The 26,250-nt window shown below is 68.5% G+C and carries 19 protein-coding genes and 2 riboswitches; of the genes, 9 read left to right on the top strand and 10 right to left on the bottom strand.

What is annotated here, in order from left to right; all coding sequences use genetic code 11:
* Nucleotides 1-86 precede the first annotated feature (86 nt).
* From AB0B98_RS08370 to AB0B98_RS08385, 4 genes are all read right to left on the bottom strand, one after another.
* Nucleotides 87-2,228 carry an MMPL family transporter gene (locus AB0B98_RS08370; RefSeq protein WP_357361542.1) on the bottom strand — a complete coding sequence of 714 codons (2,142 nt, stop codon included), beginning with the start codon at nucleotides 2,226-2,228 and terminating at the stop codon, nucleotides 87-89.
* Nucleotides 2,229-2,537: 309 nt separating this feature from the next.
* Nucleotides 2,538-3,641 carry a winged helix DNA-binding domain-containing protein gene (locus AB0B98_RS08375; protein ID WP_357361543.1) on the bottom strand — a complete coding sequence of 368 codons (1,104 nt, stop codon included), beginning with the start codon at nucleotides 3,639-3,641 and terminating at the stop codon, nucleotides 2,538-2,540.
* A gap of 227 nt (nucleotides 3,642-3,868) precedes the next feature.
* Nucleotides 3,869-5,242 carry a serine hydrolase domain-containing protein gene (locus AB0B98_RS08380; protein ID WP_357361544.1) on the bottom strand — a complete coding sequence of 458 codons (1,374 nt, stop codon included), beginning with the start codon at nucleotides 5,240-5,242 and terminating at the stop codon, nucleotides 3,869-3,871.
* 181 nt (nucleotides 5,243-5,423) lie between these two features.
* Nucleotides 5,424-6,062, bottom strand: coding sequence for a class I SAM-dependent methyltransferase family protein (locus tag AB0B98_RS08385; RefSeq protein ID WP_357361545.1), 639 nt, complete (start codon nucleotides 6,060-6,062; stop codon nucleotides 5,424-5,426).
* A gap of 159 nt (nucleotides 6,063-6,221) precedes the next feature.
* Here AB0B98_RS08385 and AB0B98_RS08390 point away from each other — a divergent pair, with 159 nt between their 5' ends.
* From AB0B98_RS08390 to AB0B98_RS08400, 3 genes are read left to right on the top strand one after another with little or no spacing between them, the layout of a single operon-like run.
* On the top strand, nucleotides 6,222-6,545 hold the full coding sequence (locus AB0B98_RS08390; protein ID WP_238668122.1) for a PadR family transcriptional regulator: 324 nt from the start codon (nucleotides 6,222-6,224) through the stop codon (nucleotides 6,543-6,545).
* 3 nt (nucleotides 6,546-6,548) lie between these two features.
* The gene (locus tag AB0B98_RS08395; RefSeq protein WP_357361546.1) at nucleotides 6,549-6,770 is read left to right on the top strand and encodes a hypothetical protein; all 222 of its coding nucleotides are present in this window, start codon (nucleotides 6,549-6,551) and stop codon (nucleotides 6,768-6,770) included.
* Between the two features lie 39 nt (nucleotides 6,771-6,809).
* Nucleotides 6,810-7,118 carry a PspC domain-containing protein gene (locus AB0B98_RS08400; RefSeq protein ID WP_357361547.1) on the top strand — a complete coding sequence of 103 codons (309 nt, stop codon included), beginning with the start codon at nucleotides 6,810-6,812 and terminating at the stop codon, nucleotides 7,116-7,118.
* Nucleotides 7,119-7,426: 308 nt separating this feature from the next.
* On the opposite strand, the gene bluB is transcribed toward AB0B98_RS08400, so the two are convergent.
* Nucleotides 7,427-8,056 (bottom strand): 5,6-dimethylbenzimidazole synthase, encoded by a 630-nt coding sequence (bluB, locus tag AB0B98_RS08405; protein ID WP_357361548.1) that lies wholly within the window; start codon nucleotides 8,054-8,056, stop codon nucleotides 7,427-7,429.
* A gap of 29 nt (nucleotides 8,057-8,085) precedes the next feature.
* Nucleotides 8,086-8,286: riboswitch (cobalamin riboswitch) on the bottom strand.
* A 162-nt stretch (nucleotides 8,287-8,448) separates the two neighbouring features.
* Nucleotides 8,449-8,524: riboswitch (S-adenosyl-L-homocysteine riboswitch) on the top strand.
* A 26-nt stretch (nucleotides 8,525-8,550) separates the two neighbouring features.
* Here bluB and metH point away from each other — a divergent pair.
* Both metH and AB0B98_RS08415 read left to right on the top strand, forming a co-directional pair.
* On the top strand, nucleotides 8,551-12,165 hold the full coding sequence (metH, locus tag AB0B98_RS08410) for a methionine synthase (protein WP_357361681.1): 3,615 nt from the start codon (nucleotides 8,551-8,553) through the stop codon (nucleotides 12,163-12,165).
* 353 nt (nucleotides 12,166-12,518) lie between these two features.
* Nucleotides 12,519-12,692, top strand: a complete 174-nt coding sequence (locus tag AB0B98_RS08415) for a hypothetical protein (protein WP_357361549.1) — start codon at nucleotides 12,519-12,521, stop codon at nucleotides 12,690-12,692.
* A gap of 505 nt (nucleotides 12,693-13,197) precedes the next feature.
* Here the strand turns inward: AB0B98_RS08415 and AB0B98_RS08420 are convergent.
* The 3 genes from AB0B98_RS08420 to AB0B98_RS08430 form a co-directional block, all read right to left on the bottom strand.
* Complete coding sequence (locus tag AB0B98_RS08420; protein WP_357361550.1) at nucleotides 13,198-16,242, bottom strand: ricin-type beta-trefoil lectin domain protein; 3,045 nt, start codon at nucleotides 16,240-16,242, stop codon at nucleotides 13,198-13,200.
* Nucleotides 16,243-16,460: 218 nt separating this feature from the next.
* A complete protein-coding gene (locus AB0B98_RS08425; protein WP_357361551.1) occupies nucleotides 16,461-17,393 on the bottom strand; it encodes an AEC family transporter in 933 nt (310 codons plus the stop codon).
* 7 nt (nucleotides 17,394-17,400) lie between these two features.
* Complete coding sequence (locus AB0B98_RS08430) at nucleotides 17,401-17,616, bottom strand: hypothetical protein (protein WP_357361552.1); 216 nt, start codon at nucleotides 17,614-17,616, stop codon at nucleotides 17,401-17,403.
* Between the two features lie 113 nt (nucleotides 17,617-17,729).
* Between AB0B98_RS08430 and AB0B98_RS08435 the strand changes: the two genes are divergently transcribed.
* The gene (locus AB0B98_RS08435) at nucleotides 17,730-18,122 is read left to right on the top strand and encodes a nuclear transport factor 2 family protein (protein ID WP_238668116.1); all 393 of its coding nucleotides are present in this window, start codon (nucleotides 17,730-17,732) and stop codon (nucleotides 18,120-18,122) included.
* A 178-nt stretch (nucleotides 18,123-18,300) separates the two neighbouring features.
* Here AB0B98_RS08435 and AB0B98_RS08440 read toward each other — a convergent pair whose 3' ends face one another.
* Together AB0B98_RS08440 and AB0B98_RS08445 are read right to left on the bottom strand one after the other, a co-directional pair.
* Entirely contained in the window at nucleotides 18,301-18,948 is a 648-nt protein-coding gene (locus AB0B98_RS08440) for a response regulator transcription factor (RefSeq protein ID WP_357361553.1), read from the bottom strand.
* On the bottom strand, nucleotides 18,945-20,372 hold the full coding sequence (locus AB0B98_RS08445; RefSeq protein ID WP_357361554.1) for a sensor domain-containing protein: 1,428 nt from the start codon (nucleotides 20,370-20,372) through the stop codon (nucleotides 18,945-18,947). Before AB0B98_RS08445 ends, AB0B98_RS08440 begins: the two co-directional genes overlap by 4 nt.
* Nucleotides 20,373-20,652: 280 nt before the next feature.
* Here AB0B98_RS08445 and AB0B98_RS08450 point away from each other — a divergent pair, with 280 nt between their 5' ends.
* The 3 genes from AB0B98_RS08450 to AB0B98_RS08460 all read left to right on the top strand — a co-directional run bounded on the left by AB0B98_RS08450 (nucleotide 20,653) and on the right by AB0B98_RS08460 (nucleotide 26,191).
* The gene (locus AB0B98_RS08450) at nucleotides 20,653-21,777 is read left to right on the top strand and encodes a serine hydrolase domain-containing protein (RefSeq protein WP_357361555.1); all 1,125 of its coding nucleotides are present in this window, start codon (nucleotides 20,653-20,655) and stop codon (nucleotides 21,775-21,777) included.
* 153 nt (nucleotides 21,778-21,930) lie between these two features.
* Nucleotides 21,931-23,226, top strand: coding sequence for a low temperature requirement protein A (locus AB0B98_RS08455; RefSeq protein WP_357361556.1), 1,296 nt, complete (start codon nucleotides 21,931-21,933; stop codon nucleotides 23,224-23,226).
* A gap of 181 nt (nucleotides 23,227-23,407) precedes the next feature.
* Nucleotides 23,408-26,191 carry a LuxR C-terminal-related transcriptional regulator gene (locus AB0B98_RS08460; protein ID WP_357361557.1) on the top strand — a complete coding sequence of 928 codons (2,784 nt, stop codon included), beginning with the start codon at nucleotides 23,408-23,410 and terminating at the stop codon, nucleotides 26,189-26,191.
* Nucleotides 26,192-26,250: the final 59 nt, after the last annotated feature.

The following is a 26,250-nucleotide window of genomic DNA, read 5'->3' on the forward strand; positions in this document are numbered from 1 at the left end:
GGCGGCGGACAGGTGACGGCCGCGGGCCATGACAAAGATTCGGGACGGGCAAGAGCCCGTCCCGGATCTCGACTGTGCCGCCGCGCTCACCGTTGCGGCGCGGACCCCTCCACGAGCGGCCGTTGATCGTCCGGCAGCTCCACCGGTCGGGACAACCGGCTCGGCCACCACATCCGCCGGCCGATCAGCAGCGTGAGGGCGGGCACCAGGACCGACCGCACCAGCAAGGCGTCGAGCAGCACGCCGAAGGCGACCAGGAACCCGACCTCGATCAGCATCACCAGCGGAAGTGAGGCGAGAACCGCGAACGTGGCCGCTAGGACCAGCCCTGCCGAGGTGATGACGCCACCGGTGGCGGAGAGGGCTTTGAGCATGCCCTCTCTGGTGCCGAGGCGCACAGTCTCCTCCCGGGCCCGGCTGGCCAGGAAAATGTTGTAGTCGATGCCGAGCGCCACCAGGAACAGGAACGCCAGCAGCGGCACCGAATAGTCGACGCCCTCGAACCCGAGGATCGTGTCGAAGACGAACACGCTGCCGCCGAAGGCTGCGGCGAACGAGACGATCACGGTCGCCATCAGGACCAGCGGGGCCACGATCGCGCGCAGCAGTAGCCCGAGGATGATCAGGACGACGGTGAGCACCAGCGGGATCACCAGCTTCTCGTCGCGGGTGGTGGTGACCTCGGTGTCGAGGTTCTCCGCGCTCGGCCCGCCGACGATCGCCTCCGCCCCGTTCACCGCGTGCACGGCGGTACGCACCCGCTTGATCGTGTCGTACTCCGCGGCGGTGTCCGGCGCGTCGGCCGGGAACACGGAGATGTCGGCCCAGCCTCCGCTGGTCTGCCCTGGGACGGCCAGGGCCACGCCGCTAGTGCCCTGGACGATGTCGAGCACCCGCTCCTGGTGCGCCGGCCGCGTGAAGATTGTCATCGGCTGGCCGCCGAGCTCCGGGAAGTGTTGGCGGAGGACGGTGAAGCCGGTGACCGACTCCGGCGCGGACAGGAACTGGTCCTGCTCCCGCAGGGCGCCGGTATTGCCCGCCAGCCCGATGGCGAGCACGCCGAGGACTCCGAGTGAGCCGAGCGTCGCCACCCACCGGCGGCGGCTGATGGCGGTGCCGAGCCGTCCCCACAGCCCCGGCTTCTCCTGGACGGCCGTGTCGAACCGCGGGATGGCCGGCCAGAAGATCCGCCTGCCGAGCACCACGAGCAGCGCCGGGAACAGCGTCAGCATGGCCACCAGCGCGCACAGGATGCCGGCCGCGCCGATCGGGCCCAACCCGCTGGTGCTGTTCAGGTCGGCGACGAGCAGGCAGAGCAGGCCAGCGATCACGGTGGCCGCGGACGCGACGATGGCCGGCGCCGCGCCGCGTAGCGCGTGGACCATCGCGACCCGGACGTTCTCGTGGTGGTGCAGTGTCTCCCGGTACCGGGCGATGAGCAACAGCGCGTAGTCCGTGCCGACGCCGAATACCAGGATCGTCAGCAGCGCCGAGTTCTGGTCGTTGATCACGATGCCGAAGCCCTTGACGAGCAGGTAGACGGTCGCCATCGCGGTCAGTGCGGCCGCGCCCACAGCCATGAGCGGGATGAGCCACAACACCGGGCTGCGGTAGGTGAGGAACAGCAGGAGCGTGACGACGACGACGGTGGTGAGGAAGACCTGCAGGTCGATGCCGTCGAAGACGGCGTCCATGTCGCCGTCGACCGCGGCGGGTCCGGTCACGTCGAGTTCCAGGCCGGCGGGGCGGTCCTTCGCAGCCTCACGCAACGGGCCGACGAGGCTCTCTGGTGCGCCGTAGGTCGTGCTCACGTCGAGGGTGAACATCATCGCCTTGCCGTCGGTGGAGGGTCTCGTCGCCGGGCCCTCGTCGTCCTCGCCGCCCGCCGCCGTCGCCTTTGGCGGGTACCGCTTGGCAAGGGTGTCGTGGTGGCGCTCGACCGACGCGCGGTCGGCGTCGGTCATGCCGCCGGCGCGGTGGTACACGAAGACGAACGTGTTGTCCTCACCGCCGGGGAGGCTGTCCTCCAGCACCGCCACCTTGGTGGACTCGGCGCTGGCCGGCAGCGTGTCCACGGCTCTGTCGGTGGTTACCGAGCTCAACTTCCCGCTCAGCGGCACCATGACCGCCGCCAGCGCCACCCACAACCCGATCACCAACCACGGCACCCACCGGCCTGCCAAGCGACCGGCCGGCGCTTCCCCGGGCGGCGCTGCCTTGACTGCCATCACTAGCTTCCTCCATACGGGTCACATCGCTTATCTGATGCCGACTTCGTACCGAGCGAATCTGAGACGACAGTTAATGCGCCGCTCAGGCCGGGTGGCCGAGCCAGATGCCGAGCGCACGCACCAGCGCGGTGGTGTGCAGATCCTGCGCGGTGGGCAAGGCGGATCCAGGTTTCCCCAGGTCAGGGTGGGTGCCGCGCCCGAAGGAATCCCGGTCTCAGGAACGACCCATGACCCGTGTACGGCTTTTGCCCGCCCTGAGTTGCCGCATTCGCGGCAGCGTGGCCTCCATTGTCGGCAGTGCGGTCCTCAGGTCGGTGTGGCGAAACGGATTTCGTGTGACGCTTTGGGGGCGAGTAGGTCCAGCAGCTCGCCGCCCTCGGTGGTCAATGCCTCGCGGTCGGCTGCGGACAGTGGCTCGAATGGGTGCACGGTCAGGGACGCCGCGCCTCGTGCCGTGGCGAACGTCCAGGTTGCCGCGGTGAAGCCGTCGAGGAGTACCAGGCGGGGGACCGAGCCGTGCGGGGCGAAGTTCTGCTGGCGGAGGCCGTCGGTGACCACCCTGGAGCGGTCGTGGTGAGACAGCAGCAGGTTGTCGAAGTCGTACAGATACCGGGCAGGCGCGTTGACCTGGGGGTCGGGTCGGGGTGCGTCGGGTAGGTCGAACAGTTCGACGCCGTTCTCGTCGCGGAACGTGGCCAGGCGGGGCCGGAGCCGGTCGAGCACCTCCGCCAGTCGGGTGAGACCGCACCAGGTCTGCGCGTCGCGTACTGTCGCCGGGCCGAACGCGGCCAGGTATCGCAGGAGCATCTGGTCGATCGGCTGGTCGGTGCGTAGCGGCGCGCCGACCCACGATTCGAGCGGTGCGTGGACGGGTTGGCCACTGGCGCCCCACACGCCGCGCGGCGGGGTTTGCACGACCGGCAGCAGGTTGCGAACCGCGTAGGCGAGGCTCGCGGGGTTCCGATCTGGCCACCGCTGGGCCAGCAAGCGGCCCAGTTCGCCCGGGGTACGCGGCTGCTCGTCGAGGAGTTCCCGGCCTGCAGCGACGAGCTCCGCGGTGTCCAGGCCGCGCATGGGCCGGCCGTGTGTGTGGTTGGTGAACAGGTCGCGGTCCAACGCCGGCTGTACGAGCGGGCGTAGCGCCAGCGCGTCGGACGCGCTGACGAGATGGATCGTCGAGCGCATGAGCGCGATCCGCACTGCCCGTCGTTCGGTGAGTAGCGCCCCGATGTCCTCGGGTCGGCACTCGGTGAGCCGGGTCCACAGCCCCACGTACCAGGTGTGCGGGGTCTGGGCCTGCAGGCCGACGAGGTGCTCGATGGCCTGCAGCGGGGTGAGGTCGGCGCGGCGCAGGAGCAACTGCCGCTCAAGGGTGGCGCGGTTGAGGGCGCGGCGGGTCAGGGTTTGCACGGGTGGCCTTCCCGGAGGGTCGAGATCAGGGGTATGCGCGGCGGGCGTACCTGCTGGGTGTGGGTCAGTGGAGTTGGCGCAAGAAGCCACGGATGCTGCTCACCAGCGGGTCGGGGGCGTGCGCGGCGAAGTGGCTGCCCTTGTCGTACACGTGCCAGGACACGATGTTCTTGTGGTCCCTTTCGGCGAGCGGGCGGATCGACTGGAAGTCCCGTGCGTTCGTGAGGTCAGCCGGTCCGCCAACCGGCCGGGTCGGTACCGCCGGGCACTGGCGCCGCGGGGTCGTAGGGCTGCCGGGTGAAGATGAAAGTGCCAAGATCGAGGTGGCTGACGGCGCCAGTCGCGTCGTGTCGCACCCGCAGCCGCTCGCCGGCGAAGTAGCCGTTGATCCCCTCCCAGTCGCCGTCGTCGGTGGGGCGCAGCCGGGTGCCGCGCCCGCCGGACAGCGGGGCCAACTCCACGAAGCCATCAGCCTGCGGGCGCAGCACATAGGGGGCCGGCCCCCAGTACCACGGGCCGGCGAGATCCAGTAGCTGTGGGTCAACTGAGGGCAGCGGTCGCCACGGCGCAGGGATCCGCGGCTCCCGCTCGGCGACCGTCTGCAGCAGATCAGCGGCGAGAGCACCGGCGGACAGGCCGGCGGTCACGTTACCCATGACGACCGCGCCCAGAGCGTCATCGGGGTCGACCCAAACGGTCGCGACAAAGCCCGGCATCGAGCCGGTGTGCCCGGCCAACAGCCGGCCGTCGCGGCGCAGCAGCTGCATGCCCAGCCCATAGCTCCTGTCCCAGTCCGTCGCTTCCGGCGGGCTCGCCGGGGTGCGCATCTGCGCGACGGTGTCCGGATGCAACACCCGGTCGTCGCCGTCGATGAGGAACGCGGAGAACCTGGCCAGGTCCGTCGCGGTCGACCACAGCTGCCCGGCAGGCGCCATCAGACCGGTGTCCACGGCCGGCTCCGCCAGAAGCACATCGGCCCAGGGGTGCACCGCCCAGCCCGTGGCGTGTGGCGCGACGGGCAGCAGGGTCGTGCGGGTCATCGCGAGCGGCTCCAGCACCTCGCGCCGCAGCACCTCGCCCCAGGCCTGCCCCCGAACCCGCTGCACCAGCGCGCCGAGCAGCGCATAGCCGGGGTTGGAATAGTGGTGGCGCTGTCCGGCGGGATGCACCTGCGGATCGCTGCCCAGCACGTCGGCCAAGTCGGGCCGTAGCGTGCCCGGGGTTCGCTCCCACCACGGGCCGGGCGCCTCAGCGATCAGCCCAGCGGTGTGCGCCAGCAGCGCACCGACCGTGGCCTGGCCCGCCGCCGTGCCCGGCAGGTGCTCGGCCAGTGGATCGGTGAGCGCGAGTCGTCCCTCGTCGCGCAGGCGCAGCACCAGCACCGCCAGGAACGTCTTGGTGATCGAGCCGATCCGGTATTGGAGGTTGCCATCCGGCACCCTGCCGTCCACAGTTCCCCACCCGTCCACCCACACAGGACGGCCATCACGCACCACGGCAGCGACGACCGAAGGCGCCCGACCCGCTACCTGACCAGTGGCCAGCCGGTGGACGAGCGCGCGCCGGGTTTCGGGTAGCAGCGGCGTCGGGATCGGTGACATGCGGGCAAACCTACCGGTGGCCCGCACGGCCCGTACCGATCCGACGCGTCCGGATCTGCCGCTGATGAGCGTGGCGTCCGTGAGGGCGGACACTGAGGCCGTGCCCGTGGGAACAGGTCGGGCACGCCGGGCAGGGCACCGTGATCACCTCGCGGCGACAGAAGCCATCACGATCGGCCACTCACGCGGTGAAGGTGAAGATTCTGCCGGTGGGTGGCGCCTGCTGAGGTTGTTCGTGAAACCGATGAGCGCCGACAGAGAACAGCACGTCAGGTGGTGCGTGGAATGCCTCCTCGGCGAAGCCGGCGTCGGCGAACCAGCCGCGTATCGCCGGGGTGAGGTCGGGACCGCGGCGTGTCCTGGTCCAGATCACGGTTGCGTCGGCTGCGCACAGCCGCGGCAAGGCGTTGATCGTTGCTCGCACGTCGCCGTCGCTGATATTGCCCAGCACCCCGGCGAGAACGACCAAATCGGCAGGGGCGGCCCTGCGGTACGCGGCGAAGTCGCCAGCATCGGCTTGGGTGGCGGTGATCCCGTTGAGACCAGCGGCGGCGATGCCCATCCGGGCGGCGGCCACGTTGCGAGGGTCGTACTCGATCAGCTCTGCGCAAACCCGGTCGGCGTCCGACCGCGACGCAAGGGCGCCAATGAGGTCATGCCCTTGTCCCGCGCACACGCTGACGATCCGGAGCGAGGAGTCCGGCCGCTGGTCAAGCCAGTCGCTGATGTGCTTCTGAACGAGCCGAAGCCTGCGCGACAACGGCGATGTGTCGTCGTCGTAGGGCAGGTGCCAGTCGTGCCAGTCGATAGCAGCAGTCACCGAAGCCATGCTGCCACGACCGGCGGAGGCGGTAGGGCGGCGTCGCCTCATGCCGAAGAGCCCCTGCCGATCCGGGCCAGGGCTCACCCGCGCAGCGCGGACCGGAGCCCGCAGGTGCTCCACCTTGCAACAGGTACCTTGCTCTGGAAAGGTAGCATCATGCAGACCGATCCAAAGCTCGTAGCCTTGCGGCGCGGCCTGCTCGAACCACTCGTACTAGCTGCGGTCGAGTCCCAGCAGCGGTACGCGGCGGAGATCCTCGCCGCGCTGCAGGAGGCAGGCTTCCCCGCGCAGGAAGGCACGCTGTACCCGCTGCTGAGCAAACTCCGGCGAGACGGGCTTGTGCACCACGAGTGGCGTGAGTCGCCGTCAGGACCGCCCCGGAAGTACTTCTCCTTGACGGATGCCGGCAGAGGCCAGCTTGCCGCGTTCCGCGAGTACTGGAACGAGCTGACCCGCGTCATTGACTCGATTGGACGATGACCCATGACTGAGCCGATATCCATTCGCCTCACCGGTCATGTCGCGGCCTTCCCGGCCACCAGCGAAGCACGCGAAGCCCTGCGGCGGTACCTCGATGATGCGCGGCGCGCGCTGCGCTCCGACCCGGACGCTGACGAGATCGTCCGAGATCTCGAGTGCGCGATCGGCGACCGGTTGAGCGCTTTCATAGGCTTGGGCGACGCTTCGGTGACCGGTGACCGGTGACCGGTGACCGGTGACCGGTGACCGGTGACCGGTGCCCGGATGGCAGCGATCCTGGCTGAGCTCGGGCCGGTGAGCCCCGCACGCCCCTCGCCGCCTTCACCCGAGGGGAGGTCGCGTGGCCGGTTCTGGTGCCGGATCGACGAAGGCAAATGGTTTGGCCGCCTCTGCCTCGGCATCGCGGCGTACGGCGGGTTCCGCGTCGACTGGGTACGAACCGTCGTGCTGCTGTTGACCGTGCTCACCGGTGGACTACTGGCAGTGCCGTACCTGGTCCTGCTGCTCGTCCTGCCCGCCGTCCCGACGGTCGCCGACTATGAGCGCCAACGTGACGCACCGCGATATGCCTGAACCGAGCGAACGGAGAAGAGGGAGTCCGAAGCGCGCTGTTGTCGCTCAGCAAACCACCGTGCCACAGCCCGACCAGGGCCCCGACGGATGTCACCACCTTCCGGATATGCGCGATCAATTGCACTCTTCTGCCGCCGCTGACAAGGCGCGGCGATCGGGGGCGTGCTCCCCGATCGACCGCTGCCGGTGCCGCGTGGCGAGATGGTGCCGTGCCCCTGGTTATGGCTCACGGGTTGACTGGTGGCGGGGGTCCGCCTCGAACATGCACGCCGGTTGCCTGGCGCGGGAGCGCCGCCACAACCACTTGGTCACTCCGTCGTCCAACGATCGTGGTGGATCACCGATGACACCGGGCTTCGCTGGCGCCAGCCGTGCCGCTCCAGGTCCGGCGTCTGCTCCAAATGGGTGACCGGGCCGAGGCAGAGCCATGCCACCGGGCGGACGGTGGCCGGGATGCCGAGCAGGTCGCGTAGGAACGGCTCCCGGTAGAACGAGACCCAGCCGACCCCGAGTTGCTCGGCGGTTGCGGCCAGCCACAGGTTCTGGATCGCCAGACAGACCGAGTAGAGGCCGGCGTCGGCGATCGCGTGACGGCCGAGCACGGCCGGCCCGCCCCGCTCGGGGTCGTACGTGACGACGACTGACATCGTCGACTCCCGTACGCCATCGATCTTGATCCGGTTGAAGCGTTCCGCCGCAGCACCCTCGAGAGTGGCCGCGAAGGTGTCCCGTTCCCGCTGCACGTGCCGGTGGAACTCCTGCCGCAGCTCGGGATCGCGGACCAGGATGAAGTCCCAGGGCTGGGAGAGGCCGACGCTCGGCGCGGCGTGCGCCGCCGTGAGGACCCGGTTCAACGTCTCGTCGGGGATCGGCGCCCCGGTGAACTGGGCACGTACGTCCCGGCGGCGGTGGATGGTCTCGTAGAGGCCGGTGTCCAAGGCAGGCTCCCGCTGCGCTCGTGCCCCTGACGGGGGCGATGACGCGAGGCCGGTCTTCGGACTCCCGGATCTATGCTGGTCACCCGCCTTCCCAACCCCGCAGGGTCAGTGGCTGCGTCTGGTACGCGTGGGTGGCAGCTCCCCGGTCACCGCGGCGGGCCCGTGCCGGACTCACACCGGCTTCCCGATTCTCCCCACTCGCGCAGGGCACCTCGCAACGTTTGTGCCACCGCACACGATAACGGTCCCGACGAACATGGGAGGCCCCGGCGCTGCATCGCCAGTGATGGGCGCGGGCTCGTCACGATCGGGCTTGCCGCGTGACCGCGGCGGCCAGACGCCGACGCCGTACGGGGACCTCCAGGCGGACGGGTCGGGTAGCATCTTCCTGTCGGGTCGAGAGGCGCTGCGACGGGCGGAGCCCGCCACGCTCGGCCCTCATCTCTTCGACAAGGGCGCCTCCGAGCTTCGGAGGCGACCGCTTGAGCGCGTTATTGAGCCAGAAAGACACCGCATCGTCGCTGCGGCAGCTGATGTCCCAGCGTGTTCTGGTGCTGGACGGCGCCTGGGGAACGATGTTGCAGGGCGCGCAGCTCACCGCCGCGGACTATCGGGGCGACCTGATTGTCGACCATCCGCAGGACGTCAGCGGTGATCCCGACCTGCTCAACCTCACCCGGCCGGACGTCATCCTGGACGTACACCGGCAGTATCTGGCCGCCGGCGCCGACATCACCACCACCAATACGTTCACTGCGACGAGCATCGGCCAGGCCGACTACGGGCTCCAGTCACTGGTTCGTGAGATGAACGTCCAGGGCGCGCGGCTGGCCCGGCAGGCGGCGGACGAGTTCGGTGGCCGGTTCGTGGCTGGCTCGGTCGGGCCGCTGAACGTGACGCTGTCGCTGTCGCCGCGGGTCGAGGACCCGGCGTATCGTGCCGTCGACTTCGACGCAGTGCGCGCGGCGTACGCGGAGCAGATCTCGGCCCTGGCCGAGGGTGGTGTCGACCTGCTTCTGATCGAGACGATCTTCGACACGTTGAACGCGAAGGCCGCAATCGCCGCAGCCCGTGAGGTCGCGCCGCAGCTGCCGCTGTGGATCTCCGTTACCATCGTCGACCTGAGCGGCCGGACCCTGTCGGGGCAGACCGTGGAGGCTTTCTGGCGCTCGATAGAGCGGGCCGATCCGCTGGTCGTCGGCGTGAACTGCTCGCTGGGCGCGGCCGAGATGCGCCCGCACGTCGAGGAGCTTTCCAAGATCGCTGGCACCTACGTGGCGTGTCACCCCAACGCCGGTCTGCCGAACGCTTTCGGCGGCTACGACCAGACGCCGGAGGAGACCGCCGGCCTGCTCGGCGAATTTGCCGCGTCCGGTTTGCTCAACATCGCCGGCGGCTGCTGCGGCACCTCACCGGAGCACATCGCCCGGATCGTCGCCGCCGTGGCCGGCACACCGCCACGAACGGTCGCCGCCCTGCCGCAGACCACCCGGTTCAGTGGGTTGGAGCCGTTCGCGATCGGACCCGACACCGGGTTCGTGATGATCGGTGAGCGCACCAACGTCACCGGCTCGGCCAAGTTCCGCCGGCTCATCGAGTCGGACAACTATCAGGGCGCGGTCGACGTGGCCCTGGAGCAGGTCCGCGGCGGCGCCAACCTGCTCGACGTCAACATGGACGCGGACCTGCTCGACAGCGAGCGCGCCATGACGACCTTCCTCAACCTCATCGCCACCGAGCCTGAGGTCGCCCGGATCCCAGTGATGGTCGATAGTTCGAAGTGGACTGTCCTCGAGGCCGGCCTCAAGTGCGTGCAGGGCAAGGGCGTGGTCAACTCCATCAGCCTCAAGGAGGGCACTGAGGCCTTCCTGGCTCAGGCCCGCCGGATTCACGACTACGGCGCCGGCGTGGTGGTGATGGCCTTCGACGAACAGGGCCAGGCCGACACCACCGAACGCAAGGTGTCCATCTGCGGCCGGGCCTACGATCTGCTCGTCGAGCAGGTCGGGTTCGCGCCGGAGGACATCATCTTCGACCCGAACGTCCTCGCGGTCGCCACCGGGATCGCCGAGCACAACGGATACGCGAAGGCCTTCATCGACGCCCTCCCGCTGATCAAGGCGCGCTGCCCGGGTGCCCGCACCAGCGGAGGCATCTCCAACCTGTCATTCTCCTTCCGCGGCAACGACGTGGTTCGCGAGGCCATGCATTCGGCGTTCCTGTTGCACGCTGTCCGCGCCGGGTTGGACATGGGCATCGTCAACGCCGGCCAGCTCGCCGTGTACGCCGATATCCCCGCCGACCTCGTCGAACTCGTCGAGGACGTGATCTTCGACCGGCGCCCGGACGCCACCGACCGCCTGGTCGCCTTCGCGTCGACCGTTACCGGTTCCGGCACGAAGCGTGCGGTCGACCTGTCCTGGCGCGAGGCGCCGGTGCACGAGCGGCTGTCGTACGCGCTGGTCCACGGCATCGTCGACTTCATCGAACAGGACACGGAGGAGGCTCGACAGGGCCTCGCCCGACCCCTCGATGTCATCGAGGGTCCGCTGATGAACGGAATGAAGATCGTCGGCGACCTGTTCGGCGCCGGCAAGATGTTCCTGCCGCAGGTCGTCAAGAGCGCCCGGGTGATGAAGCGCTCAGTGGCCTACCTCGAACCGTTCATGGAAGCCGAGAAGGAGCAGGCCCGCCTCGAGGGCCGGATCGACCCGGGCCGCGGGCAGGGCAAGGTCGTGCTGGCGACCGTGAAGGGCGATGTGCACGACATCGGCAAGAACATCGTCGGCGTGGTCCTGGGCTGCAACAGCTACGAGGTCATCGACCTGGGCGTGATGGTTCCGGCCGGCCGGATTCTGGACACGGCCGTCGCCGAGGGAGCTGACGCCATCGGCCTGTCCGGCCTGATCACGCCATCGCTCGACGAGATGGTCACAGTCGGCGCCGAGATGCAGCGTCGCGGCCTCAAGATGCCCCTGCTGATCGGCGGGGCCACGACATCGCGTCAACACACCGCCGTGCGCATCGCCCCCGCGTACGACGGCACAACAGTGCACGTGCTCGACGCGTCCCGGGTCGTCGGCGTGGTGTCCGACCTGCTCGACGATGGCCGGGCCCGCGAACTGGACCGCGCCAACCGCGTCGAGCAGGAGCAGTTGCGCGAGGCGCATGCCAACCGGCGCTCCCAGCCGATGCTCACCCTGACTGAGTCTCGCGCCAACCGCGAGGAGGTCGACTTCACTGACTTGCCGACCCCGGACTTCACCGGCCGGCGGACGGTCCAGCCCACCCTTCCCGAGCTGCGCGAGATGATCGACTGGCAGTTCCTCTTTCTGGCCTGGGAACTCAAGGGCAAGTTCCCGGCGATCCTGGAGCAGCCGGTCGCCCGCGAGCTCTACGACGACGCCAACACACTGTTGGACAAGATCACGAAGGACGACTCCTTCCAGGCCCGAGGCGTCTACGGCTTCTGGCCCGCGCGCTCCGAGGGCGACGACATCGTCCTCGGCAACGGGGTGCGCCTGCCGATGCTACGCCAGCAGACGGTCAAACCGGCCGGCCGCGACAACCGCTGCCTGGCCGACTACGTGGCCCCCGACGGCGACCACCTGGGCGGCTTCGCCGTGACCATCCACGGCGCCGACTCACTGGCCGCGTACTACGAGGCCCAGCACGACGACTACCGCGCGATCATGGTCAAGGCGCTGGCCGACAGGCTCGCCGAAGCCTTCGCCGAGTACATCCACCTGAAGGCCCGCCGCGACTGGTTCGAACCAGACGCCATGCCGGACCTCGCCGACCTGCACGCCGAACGCTTCCGGGGCATCCGACCGGCGCTCGGCTATCCCGCCAGCCCAGACCACAGCGAGAAGCGGGAACTGTTCGACCTGCTGAAGGCCGACGAGCTCGGCATCAGCCTGACGGAGTCCTTCGCGATGACGCCGGCAGCCAGCGTCAGTGGGCTGATCTTCGCCAACCCGGCGGCGAAATACTTCACTGTGGGCCGCATCGGCAAGGACCAGATCGAAGACTACGCCGCCCGCCGCGCCACCAGCGTCGCCGACGTCGAACGATGGCTGCGACCCAATCTGGCCTATGAACCGTCCTGACTGGTGTGCCGGCTGGGAGGGAGCGCCCTGCCGTGCTGCGTGGCGGCACCGCCGCAGCCTTACCCTGGCCCCCTCCCGCCGCCGCACACCGGCGACCCGGACATCGTTGAGGCGGCCAGGCGACGAGGTTGCTACCACGAGACCGGCCGTCGCGAATGGCAACCCACTGAGCCCGAATGTCGGCCAGGAAGGGGAACTGCCGCTGGTCCACGAACATGGGCAACCATGATGACCAACGTCGGATGGTGTGGACCACCAGACGTCGCGCGGTCGGTCATGCTCGCCGCCCGGCCAGCGACCGGGTGACGCGGGCCCGACGAGCGGCAGACCCGAAGACGACGGATACTCGCCTGATGACTGGACCGGATCTCGACCCCGAACAGTATCCGCCCATCGACCCACGTGAACCGGTGCCCGACGACGCGAGCATCCTCCTGCCCGACACGCCGGACGAACTGCCAGAAGCCCCAGCCGAACCAATGCCGGACGATGGAGGCAACGCCGGCGGCGTACGCGAGCCGGCGTAGGCCTTCGACGGACGAGCGCCCCCCGCCGCCGTGCTGACGGCGGCGTCGATGTCCACCGCACTGACCGGGACGGCCCTGCGCCAGTGGGGCCTGCGCGTCGAATCCCTACCCCTGCTTCGGGACATCGATGAGTGGGCCGACGCGCTGGCGGTAGCCGCGTCGACGCCCGCCCATGCATCGGGATGCTTGTCCGGAGGGATTGCCACCGGTTGTTCCGGGGTGCGCCGCGCGGGGCTTGCCCGGCCAGCCGAGGGCCAGGAACCCGCCCATCTGGAGGCCCGCCCACCCGGGCACGGGGTGTCCGCTCGGGTCTCCGGGTTCGGATCTTCACCGACCAGAAGATCCGCCGCGGTACCCACAAGTCCGTGCAGTCCCTCGCAGCCGACATCCGGTCGTGGATCGCTGACTGGAACAGCGACCCACGACCGTTCATCTGGACCAGGACCGCCGAGGAGATCCTCAAGTCACTCGCACAATTTTGTGGGCGAGCTTCCCGCGCGAGGCACTAGCTCCGCTGACTCCACTGCTGGTTGCTGCCACCATGGCAGGTCCACAGGTGGATGAGAGTGCCGTTGACGGTGCCGGAGGCACTAGCGTCCAGGCACAGCCCCGACTGCACCCCGGTGATGGTGCCGTTGGAGTTCAGGTTCCACTGCTGGTTGGCCTGGCCATTGCAGTCCCAGATGATTGCCTTCACGCCGTTGCTGGTACCTCCGCCACTGGCGTCCAGGCACTTGTTGCCGTAGACCATCAACTGCTTGCCCGAGGTGTAGGTCCAGCGCTGGTTGCCGCCCCCGTTGCAGTCCCACAGTCGTACCTGCCCGCCGTTGGTCGTGCTCGTACCAGGCGCGTCGACACATCGACCCGACGGACCGCCGACGATCTGGACGGTCGGCACATTCTGCGATCCGGAGATGCGCAGGTCGCTGACGACGTTGATGGCCCGCTGCGTGCGGTCGTGCGACGTGGTGAAAGTGCCGCCGTCCTGCGTGGCGCTGGCACCGGTCAGCGTCACGGATGAACCGATCTGGATGTAGTTGGCACCGTCGTAGGAGTAGTAGGCAGTGGCCTGGTTCCCACTTCGGGTGAGCTTGACCCAGACCGGGCGGTACGTGTCGACGCTCGCTTTGGATTCGCTGTCGACGTACCCATCGCCGTTGGAATCCCACTCGAAGAGGACCCCGTTCGTCCTCGTGACCGCGACCAGCGCATAGCCGTTGGAGGATCCCGGCCTCGTCATGTCGTTGCGGATCATCACGCCGGTCTTGGCGTAGGCATGGGAATCGTTCAGCGAGTCGACCTTGGCGCTCACGCTCGTGCCCGAGGTGACGGAGTTGTCCTGATAGATCGCCCCGAACTCGTCGCCCGCGCCGCTCCAGACATCAGCGCCGGCGGCAGAGAGGGCGAAACGCGAACCTGACTGGGCGAAGAACGAACTGGCCGCGGATGTCGCAGTAGTGAGATAGGGGGCAGCAACGGGCGAGCCGGTCTGACCGCAGGTGCCATTGGGCGCGAACAGGTTCCCGTTGAGTTCCGTTCGCCGCTGCGCCGCGACGCCCGCCTCACAGATCACGGCCTGCGCGCCGGTCGGCCACGCCGTGCCGGAGACCTGAATGTTGCCGGTGACCTGATTGTTGTGCATGGCCGCGTCCGGAATCTGGGCACCACCGGAGTTGTACCAGTTACCGGTAATCATGTTGTCGCTTGTGTTGTGCGCCGTCCCGTAGGAGTTTGTGAACACCCATGGGCTGGAGCCCTGGAGGACGTTGTTCCGATAGTTTGTGTAACGCGTGCCCTCGTCGAGGTAGAGCCCGACGCCGGACACGTTGTACAGGTAGTTCTCCTCAAGGACCGTGCCGGGACTGGCGGACAGGTTGTACACCGAGCCGCCGTCGTGGAACCTGGCCTTCGTGTTGTGCACCAGGTTGTTCGCTACGTAGTTGTCGCGCAACGTCGTTGGAGTCGTGTAACGCGTGCTGTAGTTGTAGTAACCGCGGTTGGCATACTCGTTCGAGCCACCGGGGTCATGGCTGCCCCACCCATACCCGGTGTCGATCGCGTCGTAGGCAACGTTCGCGACCTCGTTACGGACGATGCGCGCGTTGGTGACGTAGGTACTCAAGATGCCCGAGTTGTCCTTGTAATCGACGGCCACCCGATTGACGGTGTTGTCCTCGATGCGGACGTTCTTGTTGACCATGCGCTGATCGCTGGGGTGGTGAGCGTCGGGTTGGATTCCGCCGACGGCGATTCCGTGACCGGAGACCTCCGTGAACTTGTTACCGATCACGTCGATGTCGCTCGCGCCCAGGCCGACCCCCGACACCATCGCGTTCGCGTCTTGACCGATACCGAGCGCCGACTGACCGAGGTTGGCGAAGGTGTTGTCGGTGAAGGCGATGTGGTTGGCCGCCGACACCTGAACGGCGGCGGGCTCCTGGAGCCACGTGTTCCTTGCCCGCTCGAACATCGTGCAGCCGCGTGCGCAGCTGGTGAAGGCGTCGCTCGGCCGATAGCTGTACGTACCCTTGAGGAAGGTGCCGTTCTGCTGGTTGGCGTAACCTTCTACTGAGGAGGGCCCCAGCCAGGACGTCCCCGAGAACTTGATACCCCGGAACGCGAGGTTCGAGACCGGGTTGCTGTAGGTGCCGCCGATGCTCAGCAGGCTCTGCAGGCGGGGCAGCTCGATGTCAAGCTGGTCGGGATGGACCCCCGGCGCAGGCTTGTAGTACAGCCTCCCCGCAGCGGGATCGATGTACCACTGCCCGACTGTGGTCAGGAAGCGCAGAGAATTCCCGAGGAAGTAGGTTGGCCCTCCGATCAGGGAACTCTGCACGGTGTCGTAGCCCCAGGTGTTGTTGTTCCATCCCGGCTGGGCCATCGTGATCACGTTTCCGCTGATGCTGGCGACCTGGGCATAGCGATTCGTGAATGCGGCGATGCTCTCGAACTCGATGCGGTTCTGCTGAGGCAGGGTGCTCAGGTAGTTCAGGGCTGAGTTGTTGACCCTCATTCCGGTCGCCGTCAGCGTGATGTCGGAGTTGTTGAGCTTTATTGCCGCGCGGGATGCGTTGACGCCGTTCACGTACAGCTGCCGCGTTTCGAGACCCACCGGGACGTTCGCGACGTAGATGTTCGACGCGGCGTCATGCAGCGACCATCCGGAGACGTCGAGCGCGCCGGTGATCAGCGGGTTGGCGCCGGGGGCTGCGGTCCACAGGACCGTCCCGCCGCGACCGCCATCCTCTGCGCGGAACTGGAGTGGGCTGGAGATCCGGTACGTCCCCGCGGCGAGCTGCACCGTGACGTCGCCGGCCGGCGCCGATCGAACCTGGGCCTGCGCTTGCCCGATGCTGCACGGTGCCGACGCCGAGCAGGCCGTTCCGGAGCCCGCTGGCGCCGCGTAGATAGCTGTCGCTGCGTACGCCGGCTGCGCCACGACGACTGCTGCGGTAGTCGCGACCGTTGTCGCAATCACGCCGGTCACGATCTTCACAATCTTGGGAGACGGTGTAGATCTTCGCGAAATGCGGTTGAAAGCTGGAGCCATCGTGGTTCCTTCCATCCGAGATGGACGACGGGCAGGGGTGCAGCGGCGTTGGACCGTCATGCGGTGGAAACGCACGCGAAACTCAGGACCAGGATCACATCACACGTATGACGTCCTAGCAATACTGGTCGTCTGGGCACCCCGGCGGTACCCGACCTCAAGCCGCACATCGGCCAGCTCGCACTGACGTCGCTCGGGGTGCGTTACAGCTAACGGACCTACCCGAGCAGCGCCGCCGCCGCGGCCACTGTGGCCAGCGACAGCGTCGTGGTCACCAGCACCGCCCGGTTGGCCACCGTCTCGCCGACGCCGTACTCCTGGCCGTAGATGAACGTGTTCTGCGCTGTCGGCAGGCCCGCGCACACCACCACGGCGAGCAACTGCGGCGCGGACAGGTGCAGGGCCATCCCGGCCGCGTACGCGATGACCGGCTGTGCGACGAGCTTCAGCGCGCTGATCACGGCCAGCTCGGCCAGCCTGGGCCGCTCTGCCGGCTCTGCCCGTGACGGCGCGGTGGGGTGCAGCGACGCGCCGAGCGCGACCAGGGCGGTCGGAACCGCGGCGCCCGACAGCAGGGTGAGCGACGCGGCGGTCGCCGACGGCAACTGCAGGCCGGCAGCCGAGCACGCGACACCGAGCAGCGACGCCAGGATCACAGGGTTGCGGACCGGCAGAGAGGCGATACGGCGGACCCGTACCCGCCCGGCCGGGTCGCTGTGCCGGTCCAGGGCGACCAGGATCACGGGCGTCACCACCAGCACCTGCAGCAGCACCACCTCCGCCAGGAACGACACGTTGCCGAGAACCTGCGTTGCGATCGGGATGCCGAGGTTCGCCGAGTTCACGTACCCGGCGGCCATGCCCCAGATCGGCCGTTCGCCGGGCCCGCGACCGAACAGCCGGCTCGCGGCGACCCACCCGAACCCGACGACCGCGGCGGTGCTCACTCCAAAGGCGAGCAGCGAGCGGCCGGCGAACCCGGAGAGCGGCATTCGGGACAGCGTCAGGAACAGGGCGGACGGCATCGCAAGATGGAAGACGAACCGGCCGAGCACCGACGCCACCGCCTCGCCCAGCAGGCCCCAACGACAGGCCGCGTAGCCGACCGCGGTAAGGAACCAGATCGGTACGAACGCCGACACCAGGCTCATCCGGGCGTCACCGGCGGGCGTCGCGTCGGCTCAGGGACTGGCGGGCGCCAGTGACGTACGAGTCTCGAAACCCGGCGACAATCTCCACCTGGGCGAGGATGCCGCCGGTCTGCCGCACTGGGAGCTCGGTTCCGTGACCCTCCACGGCGCTCTCGCCGGACTTCAGATACACCGACGCGTCCACGGTGCGTACCAAGCCGTCGGGCAGCCGAGACCTGTCCACGTGCACGTCAATCGGGAAGCCACGCGTTCAGCCTCCCATCCCGTTCGGAACGACCCACAGGACGGCCAAGCGCCGATCGACCGGCGGCCAGGAAAACCCCGTACGCTGACACAATGATCGACTTTCGCGCGGCGGTTGAGGCACGCGATGCGGACGCCATGGCGGCGGCCCTGGCCGACGATGTGGTCTTCCGCAGCCCGGTGGCGTTCAAGCCGTATCCGGGCAAGGCAATCACCGCGGCGATCCTGCGCGGCGTGCTGCGGGTGTTCGAGGACTTCCGGTACGTCAGCGAGCTGAGCGGTGACGGCGATCGCGATCACGCGCTGGTATTCGAGGCGCGGATAGGCGATGTCGCCGTCGAAGGTTGCGACTTCCTTCACCTGGACGAGAGCGGCCTGATCGATGAGCTCACCGTCATGATTCGCCCGCTGTCCGCCGCGCAGGCCCTGGCCGCCGCGATGGCCGCCCAGTTCGAGCAGATCCAGCGCGAGGCCATTGCCGGCTAGCACGTCCACAGCACAGCTGGACCTGCGTGAGCCTGAGCGTTGCGCCACGCCTCATCGGTCGTGAGGCACCGGGTCGCGTCGCCTCGCGGACACCGCAATCACCCCAGGGTGCGCGCTGAGATCGACCCTGTTGCGCTCCGTTCGCGTACCGGGCCGGTGATTTCCCCGGAGTGCCTGGTCAATTCAGGTAGCGCAGGACCGCGAGGACGCGACGGTTGTCGGCCTCGCCGGCGGGGAGGCCCAGCTTGCCAAAGATGCTGGTGACGTGTTTCTCCACGGTTCCGTCGCTCACCAGGAGCGTGCCGGCGATGCCTGCGTTCGACCGCCCCTCCGCCATGAGCGCGAGCACGCGGCGTTCGCGTGCGGTAAGTGTCGCTACGCCGTCGGCGCGGCGGCTGGCCCGCAGCAGTCGGCCGACGATCTCAGGGTCCAGCGCCGTGCCGCCCGTGGCGACCCGCTCCAGCGCGTCGGCGAACTCGGCGACGTCGGCCACCCGTTCCTTCAGCAGGTAGCCGGCGCCTGCCGCATTGCCCTCCAACAGCCGGGAGGTGTACTTGGTCTCGATGTACTGCGACAGCATCAGCACACCGGTGCGGGGATGCTGGTGGCGGATCTCGAGCGCGGCGCGAACTCCCTCGTCGGTGTGCGTTGGTGGCATCCGGATGTCGACCACCACCACGTCGGGCTGATGCTCGGCCACGGCGGCCAGCAGCGCGTCGCCGTCGCCCACGGCAGCGCACACCTGGTGGCCGCGGTCCTCGATCAGCCGAGTGAGCCCCGCCCGGAACAAAGCCGCATCCTCGGCGATGACGACCCGCGCATTCATGCGCGGAACGGTAGCTCGACGGTGATCCTCGTTGGGCCGCCAGGTGGGCTCGTGATGGTGAGCCGGCCATCCACCACGGCGACCCGAGACGTCAGCCCGCGCAGGCCACTGCCCCGGCCCGACTCGACACCACCCGTGCCGTCGTCGGTCACGCTGAGCAGCAGCACGTCCCGATGTTCGACGCCCCGGACGTCGATCGCGTTGGCGAGGCTGTGTTTCGCCGCGTTGGCCAGCAGTTCGGCAGCGCAGAAATACGCGATGGTCTCGATCGCAGGAGCGGGCCGGACCGGGAGGTCGACCTGCAGCTCGACAGGAATCGCGCTGTCGGCGGCCAACGACGCGAGGGCGTCCGCCAGCCCGTTGTCGAGCACTGGCGGGTGGATCCCGCGGACCAGGCCGCGCAGCTCGCCGAGCGCGTCCTTGGCGCCCCGGATGGCGGCGTCGACCAGTTCGCGGGCAGCCGCGGCGTCGGGAACCTCGCCGCCGTCGCCGAGCTTCTCCCGGGCCATACCGAGGTTCATGGCCAAGGTGGCCAGCCTGATCTGCGCGCCGTCGTGCAGGTCCCGCTCGAGCCGCCGCAGCATCGCGGCGGAGTCGTCCACGGCCAGCGCCCGGGTCAGCTCCAGGTCGTGGACCCGCTGCGCCAGCCGCCCAGGCCCGAGCAAGCCTCGGATCAGCCAGGCGTCGACGGACGTAACGGCCCTGGTAACCCACGGGGCGACCAGCAGCATCGCCGCTCCCGCCGCGGCGGCGGCGAACGTGCCGGGGAACGTCGCGACGCGGAACGTGCCGTCGCCGAACAACCCGAACGGCGTGAACACCGGCACCGGACTCAGCTGGACTCCCGGCGGATGGTTACGGAACGCCCCCCACAAGAGCGGGTAACTCAGGTTGACCAGCCCGCCGACCCAGAAGAACACGGCGTACAGCTCGACCAGGCCGACCGGCAGCTTGGCCAGCTGATAGGCCATGACCCGCCAGCCTGCCACGTCCCCGAGGCCCGGCCCGGACCAGGCCCGACCGCCGGGGCGCCGCCGCACCGGCGGCGGCTCCCCGACTCGCGTCCCGAGCAGCCGGGTCGCAAGCAGGCGCTGCAGTGAGCCGAGCCTCCGGGCCGCCGTTGTCGACACGAGCAGCATGAGCAGCAGTCCCTGGCAGGCACAGGCGACGGCCATCTCGCCCGCCGACGGGTTACCCCGCCCGCCGTCGACCACGAACCAGATGATGTCCACGGTGAGAACGAAGAGCACCAGTGGATTGATGAGCGTGAACGGCAGCCCGGCCAGGCAGAATGACAGCTCGCGAAGCTGTCGTCGGGTGAACGGCGCTCCGACCGCCGCGCGGGCCACCGCCAACGTCCTCCTGCCCCGACCCTGGCGTTCGGACGATGCGTCCGCTGTCGGTGGCGTCACCGGAGGGTCCATGCCGCCATTGTCCTACCCTGCCCGGCCCTCATTCTGCTCACGAATCCCACCTGCCAGGCCCGGGTGGTCGCGCCCAGACCCAGACCGAGCAGCCCGACCAGGCGGTGACCATCCCCGGTCACCACGACCGCGCGCAGCACGCCGGGCCTGCTGCGCGAGGGCCGGAGTGGGGGAAACCCCCCAGTAAAAGACGGCTGTCAGCCGGGTCCCGCCCGGGCGGTCGTCTGCCTAGCGTGATCTTCGGTAAACACCGACGGGCGGAATTGCTCAAGGAGGCCGAATGAAGCGTGTGCTCCGGTCCATGACGATCGCGACGACAGTGCTGGCGGTGATTGCCGTCCCGGCCGCTGCCACTGCCGTGCCAGCGGAGAGGGATCGCGTCGAACTGCACCGTCGGCTGAACGACGTCGTAGCCGCTGGCACTGTGGGCGCGCTGGCGGAGGTGCGTGACCAGCACGGCATCTGGCAGGGCGCCAGCGGTGTGGCCGAACTGGGTACCACGAGGGCGGTCCCGGTTGACGGTCGAGTGCGGGTGGGCAGCATCACGAAGACGTTCATCGGCACCGTCGTCCTGCAGCTTGTCGGTGAGGGTCGGCTGCGGCTTGACGACACTGTCGAATCGCGGCTGCCCGGAGTCGTCCCCGACGGTCACCGCATTACCGTGCGCCATCTGCTCAACCACAGCAGCGGGTTGTTCGACTACGTCCAGACACTGCCGATGCCGCCCGAGCCTGAGTTCCTGAGCAACCGATGGCGGACCTGGACCCTGGCCGAACTCATTGGGCGGGCGGTGTCCAACCCGCCGACGTCTGACCAGCCGGGTGCGGCCTACGCGTACTCGAACACCAACTATCTTCTGCTCGGCCAGATCATCGAGAAGGTGACCGGCCGGCCATACCGCGATGAGGTCGAACACCGGATCATCCAGCCGTTGCGGTTGCGCGACACCGCAGTGCCAGGGACGTCGCCGCAGATCCGCGGACCGCATCCACACGGCTACGTGCCGACACAGCAGGACGGCGAAATGGAGCTTCTCGACTACACCCGGATGAATCCGTCGGTGTTCGGCGCAGCTGGCGAGATGATCTCCACAACCACTGATCTGAACCGATTCTTCGCCGCGCTGCTGGGCGGGCGTCTTCTGCCGCGTCGCCTCCTCGCCGAGATGAAGACACCCGCTGTCAAGGGCGGTAGTTACGGGCTCGGACTGTCGTGGCGAGACACCACGTGCGGAATCCGGGTGTACGGCAACGACGGCGGCACCCTGACCTACCAATCCTGGTCGTTTTCTACTGAGGACGGGCGCCACCAGGTGACCGTCGCGCTGACGCCCAACTTCCGCGGTGAGTACGCCGACGTCTTCGCCGCGGTCGACGCGCTCCTGAATGAGGCTCTCTGCGCCTGACCAGTCAGCATCTCTCGGCGAGACGACTCCCCGGGTCGATACGGTCGGCGGCCAGCCGCTGCCCGACGACCCGGGGAATCGAACCGGCACGGCCCCCACCACGCCGCTATCCGCATAGATGAAGCGATTTTCCGAGTTGGAGCCTCTTGGTCGTTGAGTGGGCATCTCATCCGTGAGCGGCGCGGTGACGTGGTACGACTGCTTCAGAAACAAGCCGACGAAGCGGGCGGACGGATGACGACGAATAGAGTGGCCAGTCTGCTGCGCAGACGTGAGAGTCCGCAGCGGCCGACCTTTTTGGAACTGTTCTTCGACCTCGTGTTCGTCTTCGCCCTCACCCGGATCGTGCACGAGTTGGTGCTGGACTACACCAGGGGCCACGTCGCGGAGAGGCTGACCACGTCCCTCGCGGAGAACGGCGAGACGCTGCTGCTGTTCCTGGCGGTCTGGTGGATCTGGACCCAGACGGCATGGGTGACGAGCAGATTCGATCCGTTCCAGCCGGCAATCCAGTTCGTCGTCCTCGCGACGATGTACGGGAGCCTGCTCCTGGCGGTCGCGATTTCGGGGGCTCTCGCCGATACCGGCCTGCTCTTCGCGAGCACCTACGTCGCGATCCAGGTGGGCCGCACTCTCTTCTTCGCGCTCATTGTGCGGGGTCACAACCTTCGCCGCGTCAACACGCTGGCGCTCGTCTGGTTCGGCACGTCGGCCGTGCCGTGGCTCACCGGAGCTTTCGCGCCGGAGGCGACGCGCAATTCGCTGTGGACGCTGGCTTTGGCGATCGACTACCTCGGGGCCAGAATCGGCTGGCCGGTCCCGGGGCTTGGTCGCTCACGGGTGTCCCCGTGGTCCGGCGCGGGCGAGCACCTGGCCGAACGATACTGGCAGCTCGTCATCGTCGCGCTTGGGGAGACGATCCTGACCTCCGGATCGAGCCTTCTACGCGGCCCGATCGTGCCCGAACGGACAATGGCCCTCACCGTGTCGTTCCTCATCACGGTGTTGCTGTGGCGGATCTACTTCTACCGAGCCGGTCAGATCCTGGGCGAGGCCATCGCGGCATCCGCCGACCCCGGCCGGGTCGGCCGGTTGGCCGAGCTCGCCCACCTGCTCATGGTGGCGGGCATCCTCGCTGCCTCAGCCGGCTCCGAACTCACCCTCATAGATCCCACCGGAGACGCCAAGCCCGCCTGGGTCGGGGCCATCCTCGGCGGTCCCGCGCTCTTCCTCGCCGGGCGCTCACTGTTCGAGTACGTGGCCTTCGCCCGGGTGTCCCGGCCACGGCCGATCGGGATCTTCGTCCTCGTGGCCATGGCACCGGTGATGGTCGGCCGGCCGCCCCTCGTCGTCGCGCTGGCAGCTGTCGCCGTCCTGCTCGGCGTCGCCGTCTCGGACACGATCCGCGCTCACGGACGCCCCCTGGAGCAGCCTTCGCCGCCACGCTGACCTGTTCCCGTTGCCTTACCAATCAGAGTCGACGTGGACGAACAGGTACCTCTGACGGCTCTGTTGCACTTCCGGCGCCGATCGGATTGTTGGCAGATGACCCCCCAGGTCATCGAAATGGGGATTGTCGGTGGGGTTGGCCACCGCGCCTGCTCAGCGGCTACGTCCCCGACTAGGGTTTATGACGATGTTTCCCCAAAACGGCCACGATGCGGCCATGAGCAGGCGAAGACGGCGCAACGTGCTGTTGGACAGGAGCGTCGAACGCGAGGCGCTCGACCAGCTCCTCGCCGGTGGGCGTGTCGGAGTCAGCGGAGCCCTCGTCCTTCGGGGTGAGGCGGGGATCGGCAAGACCGCGCTCCTGGATTACGCCCTGGCCCAGGCCGGGGATTGCCGGGTCGTCCAGGCCGTCGGCGTGGAGGCCGAAAGCGAACTCGCGTTTGCCGGCCTGCATCAGATCTGCGCGCCCGTCCTGGATCGCCTCGGGCGGCTCCCTGCTCAGCAGGGCCGCGCGCTGAGCACCGCGTTCGGTCTGAGCGCTGGCGAGGCACCGGACCTTTTCATGGTTGGCCTGGGCGTACTGGGCCTTCTTGCCGGCTTCGCCGACGAACAGCCGGTCGTGTGCATCGTTGACGACGCCCAGTGGCTGGACCAGGCTTCGGCCCAGGTCCTCGGCTTCGTTGCCAGGCGGCTGAGAACCGAGTCGCTGATCATGATCTTCGCGGTGCGCGGCGACCTCGACACTGACGACATGCCGGAGCTGAAGGGCTTGCCGGTCCTGACCGTCACCGGCCTGTCCGACGACGATTCGCGGGCGTTGCTCGCCTCCACGTCTCTCGGGCGGGTCGACGAGAGGGTGCTCGACCGCATCATCGCCGAATGCCACGGAAATCCCTTGGCGCTCACCGAACTGCCCCGTGGCTTCACCGCTGCCGAGTTGAGCGGCGGCTTCGGAATCCTCAGCAACAGTGCTCTGCCTCGCCGCATCGAGGAGAGCTTTCGGCGGCAGATCGCCGCGCTCCCTCCGGACGCCCGAGCATTGCTCCTGGTCGCGGCGGCCGAACCCCTCGGGGATCCCGTGCTGGTATGGGGCGCTCTCACTCGTGTGGGCGTACCCGTGGAGAGTCATCTCGCTGCCTCCCGGTGCGCTGCGGATTTCGTGGATCTCGGCTTCGGGGTGCGGTTTCGACACCCCCTGCTGCGCTCGGCGGTCTACCGAGCCGCCAGCGAAACGGAGAGGCGTCAAGCCCATGCCGCGCTCGCCGACACGATGGAGCCCAGTACGGATCCGGACCGGCGAGCCTGGCACCGGGCGCAGGCAGCCGCGGGACCCGACGAGGACGTAGCGACCGAGTTGCAGGCATCCGCGGCTCGGGCGCAGACCCGTGGCGGGTTCGCGGCGGCCGGAGTGTTCCTGGAACGAGCCGCGGAACTGACCCTGGATCCGCCACGGCGGGCTTCGCGGCTGTTGGCGGCAGCGCAGGCCCGACATCTGGGCGGTGCTCCGGACGTCGCGCAGCGCCTGCTCGCCTTGGCCGAGGCCGACCATGCGTCCGAGCTCGACCGGGCACGCGCGGACCTTCTGCGGGCCGACATCGCCTTCACTGTCGACCGAGGTCGCGAGACGGCGGATCTCTTCCTCAGGGCGGCTTCGCGGCTCGAGCCGCTGGACGTCGGTCTCGCCCGGAGCACCTATCTCGACGCCCTACGCGCGGCCTGGTACGCCTCAGACTCCGGAAGCAGCGGCACCCTGCGAGATGTTGCCCGGGCGGCCGCTGCTGCGCCGGTTGCCACAGCGCCAGCGCGACCGTCGGACCTCCTCCTGGACGGTCTCGCGGTGCGCTACACCGCGGGCTTCGCGGCTGCGGTGCCGAAGATGAAGGAGGCACTGAAGGCGTTCCAGAACCCGGGTCTGGCGAACGAGGAGGCCCTTCGGTGGATGTGGTTCGCCAGCTCGATCGCTACGGACCTCTGCCAGGACGAGGCGGCAGACGCGCTCACTGGCAGCTACGTCCGGCTGGCGCGCGAGAGCGGGGCGTTGGCCGACCTTCCCTTGGCGCTGACGACACGCATCCTCATGCACCTTTTCGCCGGCGACCTGTCCGAGGCATCCGTACTGATCATGGAACTCGACGATGTGGCGGACGGAACCGGGATTCCAGTGCCGAGCTACATGGCTCTGCTCCTCGCCGCGTGGCGCGGTGACGAGACGCGGACCCTCGAATTGGCTGCTGTCAGCACCGCCGACGCCCGCCGCCGCGGTGAGGGGCTCGCCCCGGCGATCGTCGGATGGGCCCAGGCGCTGCTCTACAACGGCGTGGGCCGGTTCGATGAGGCGCTGGGCGCAGCTCAGCTGACGATCCAGTCGAGCCTGGAACCCGGGGTCTTGACCGGTGCGCCGCTCGTCGAGCTGATCATCGCCGCCGCCCGCAGCGGACAGCCCGAATTCGGGACCGACGCGTTGGACCGGCTGTCGATCTCGACGCAGGCGTGCGGTACCGACTGGGCGCTCGGTATGGAGGCGTGCTGCCGCGCCGTCCTGACCAACGGTGCGGGGGCGGAGGACCTGTACGTCGAGGCGATCGAGCGGCTCAACCGTACGAAGATTCGACCGCTGACGGCACGCGCCCACTTCTACTACGGCGAGTGGTTGTGGGAGCTGGGTCGACGCGACGATGGCCGCGAGCAGCTTCGGACGGCCTACGACATGTTCACCGCGATGGGCATGGAGGCGTTTGCCGCCTCAGCCGCTCATCGCCTTGGAATGAACGTCCGTCAACGGCCGAGCAACGACTGCGGCCCGCTGACACCACAGGAGACCCACATCGTCAAGCTGGCCCGGGAAGGGCTCTCGAATGCGGAGATCGGAACCCGCCTGTTTATCAGTCCACGAACCGTCGAGTGGCACCTGAGTAAGATCTTCGCCAAGCTGGGCATAACGTCGCGGCGTCAATTGCGTCGCTGAGCCGAGGACGGCAGCGGCATTTCCCGAGGCGCGTGGCAGACCCGGGCACCTGGTCGCGC

This window comes from Micromonospora sp. NPDC048947 (assembly GCF_040649495.1).
Taxonomy (GTDB): Bacteria; Actinomycetota; Actinomycetes; order Mycobacteriales; family Micromonosporaceae; genus Micromonospora; species Micromonospora alfalfae.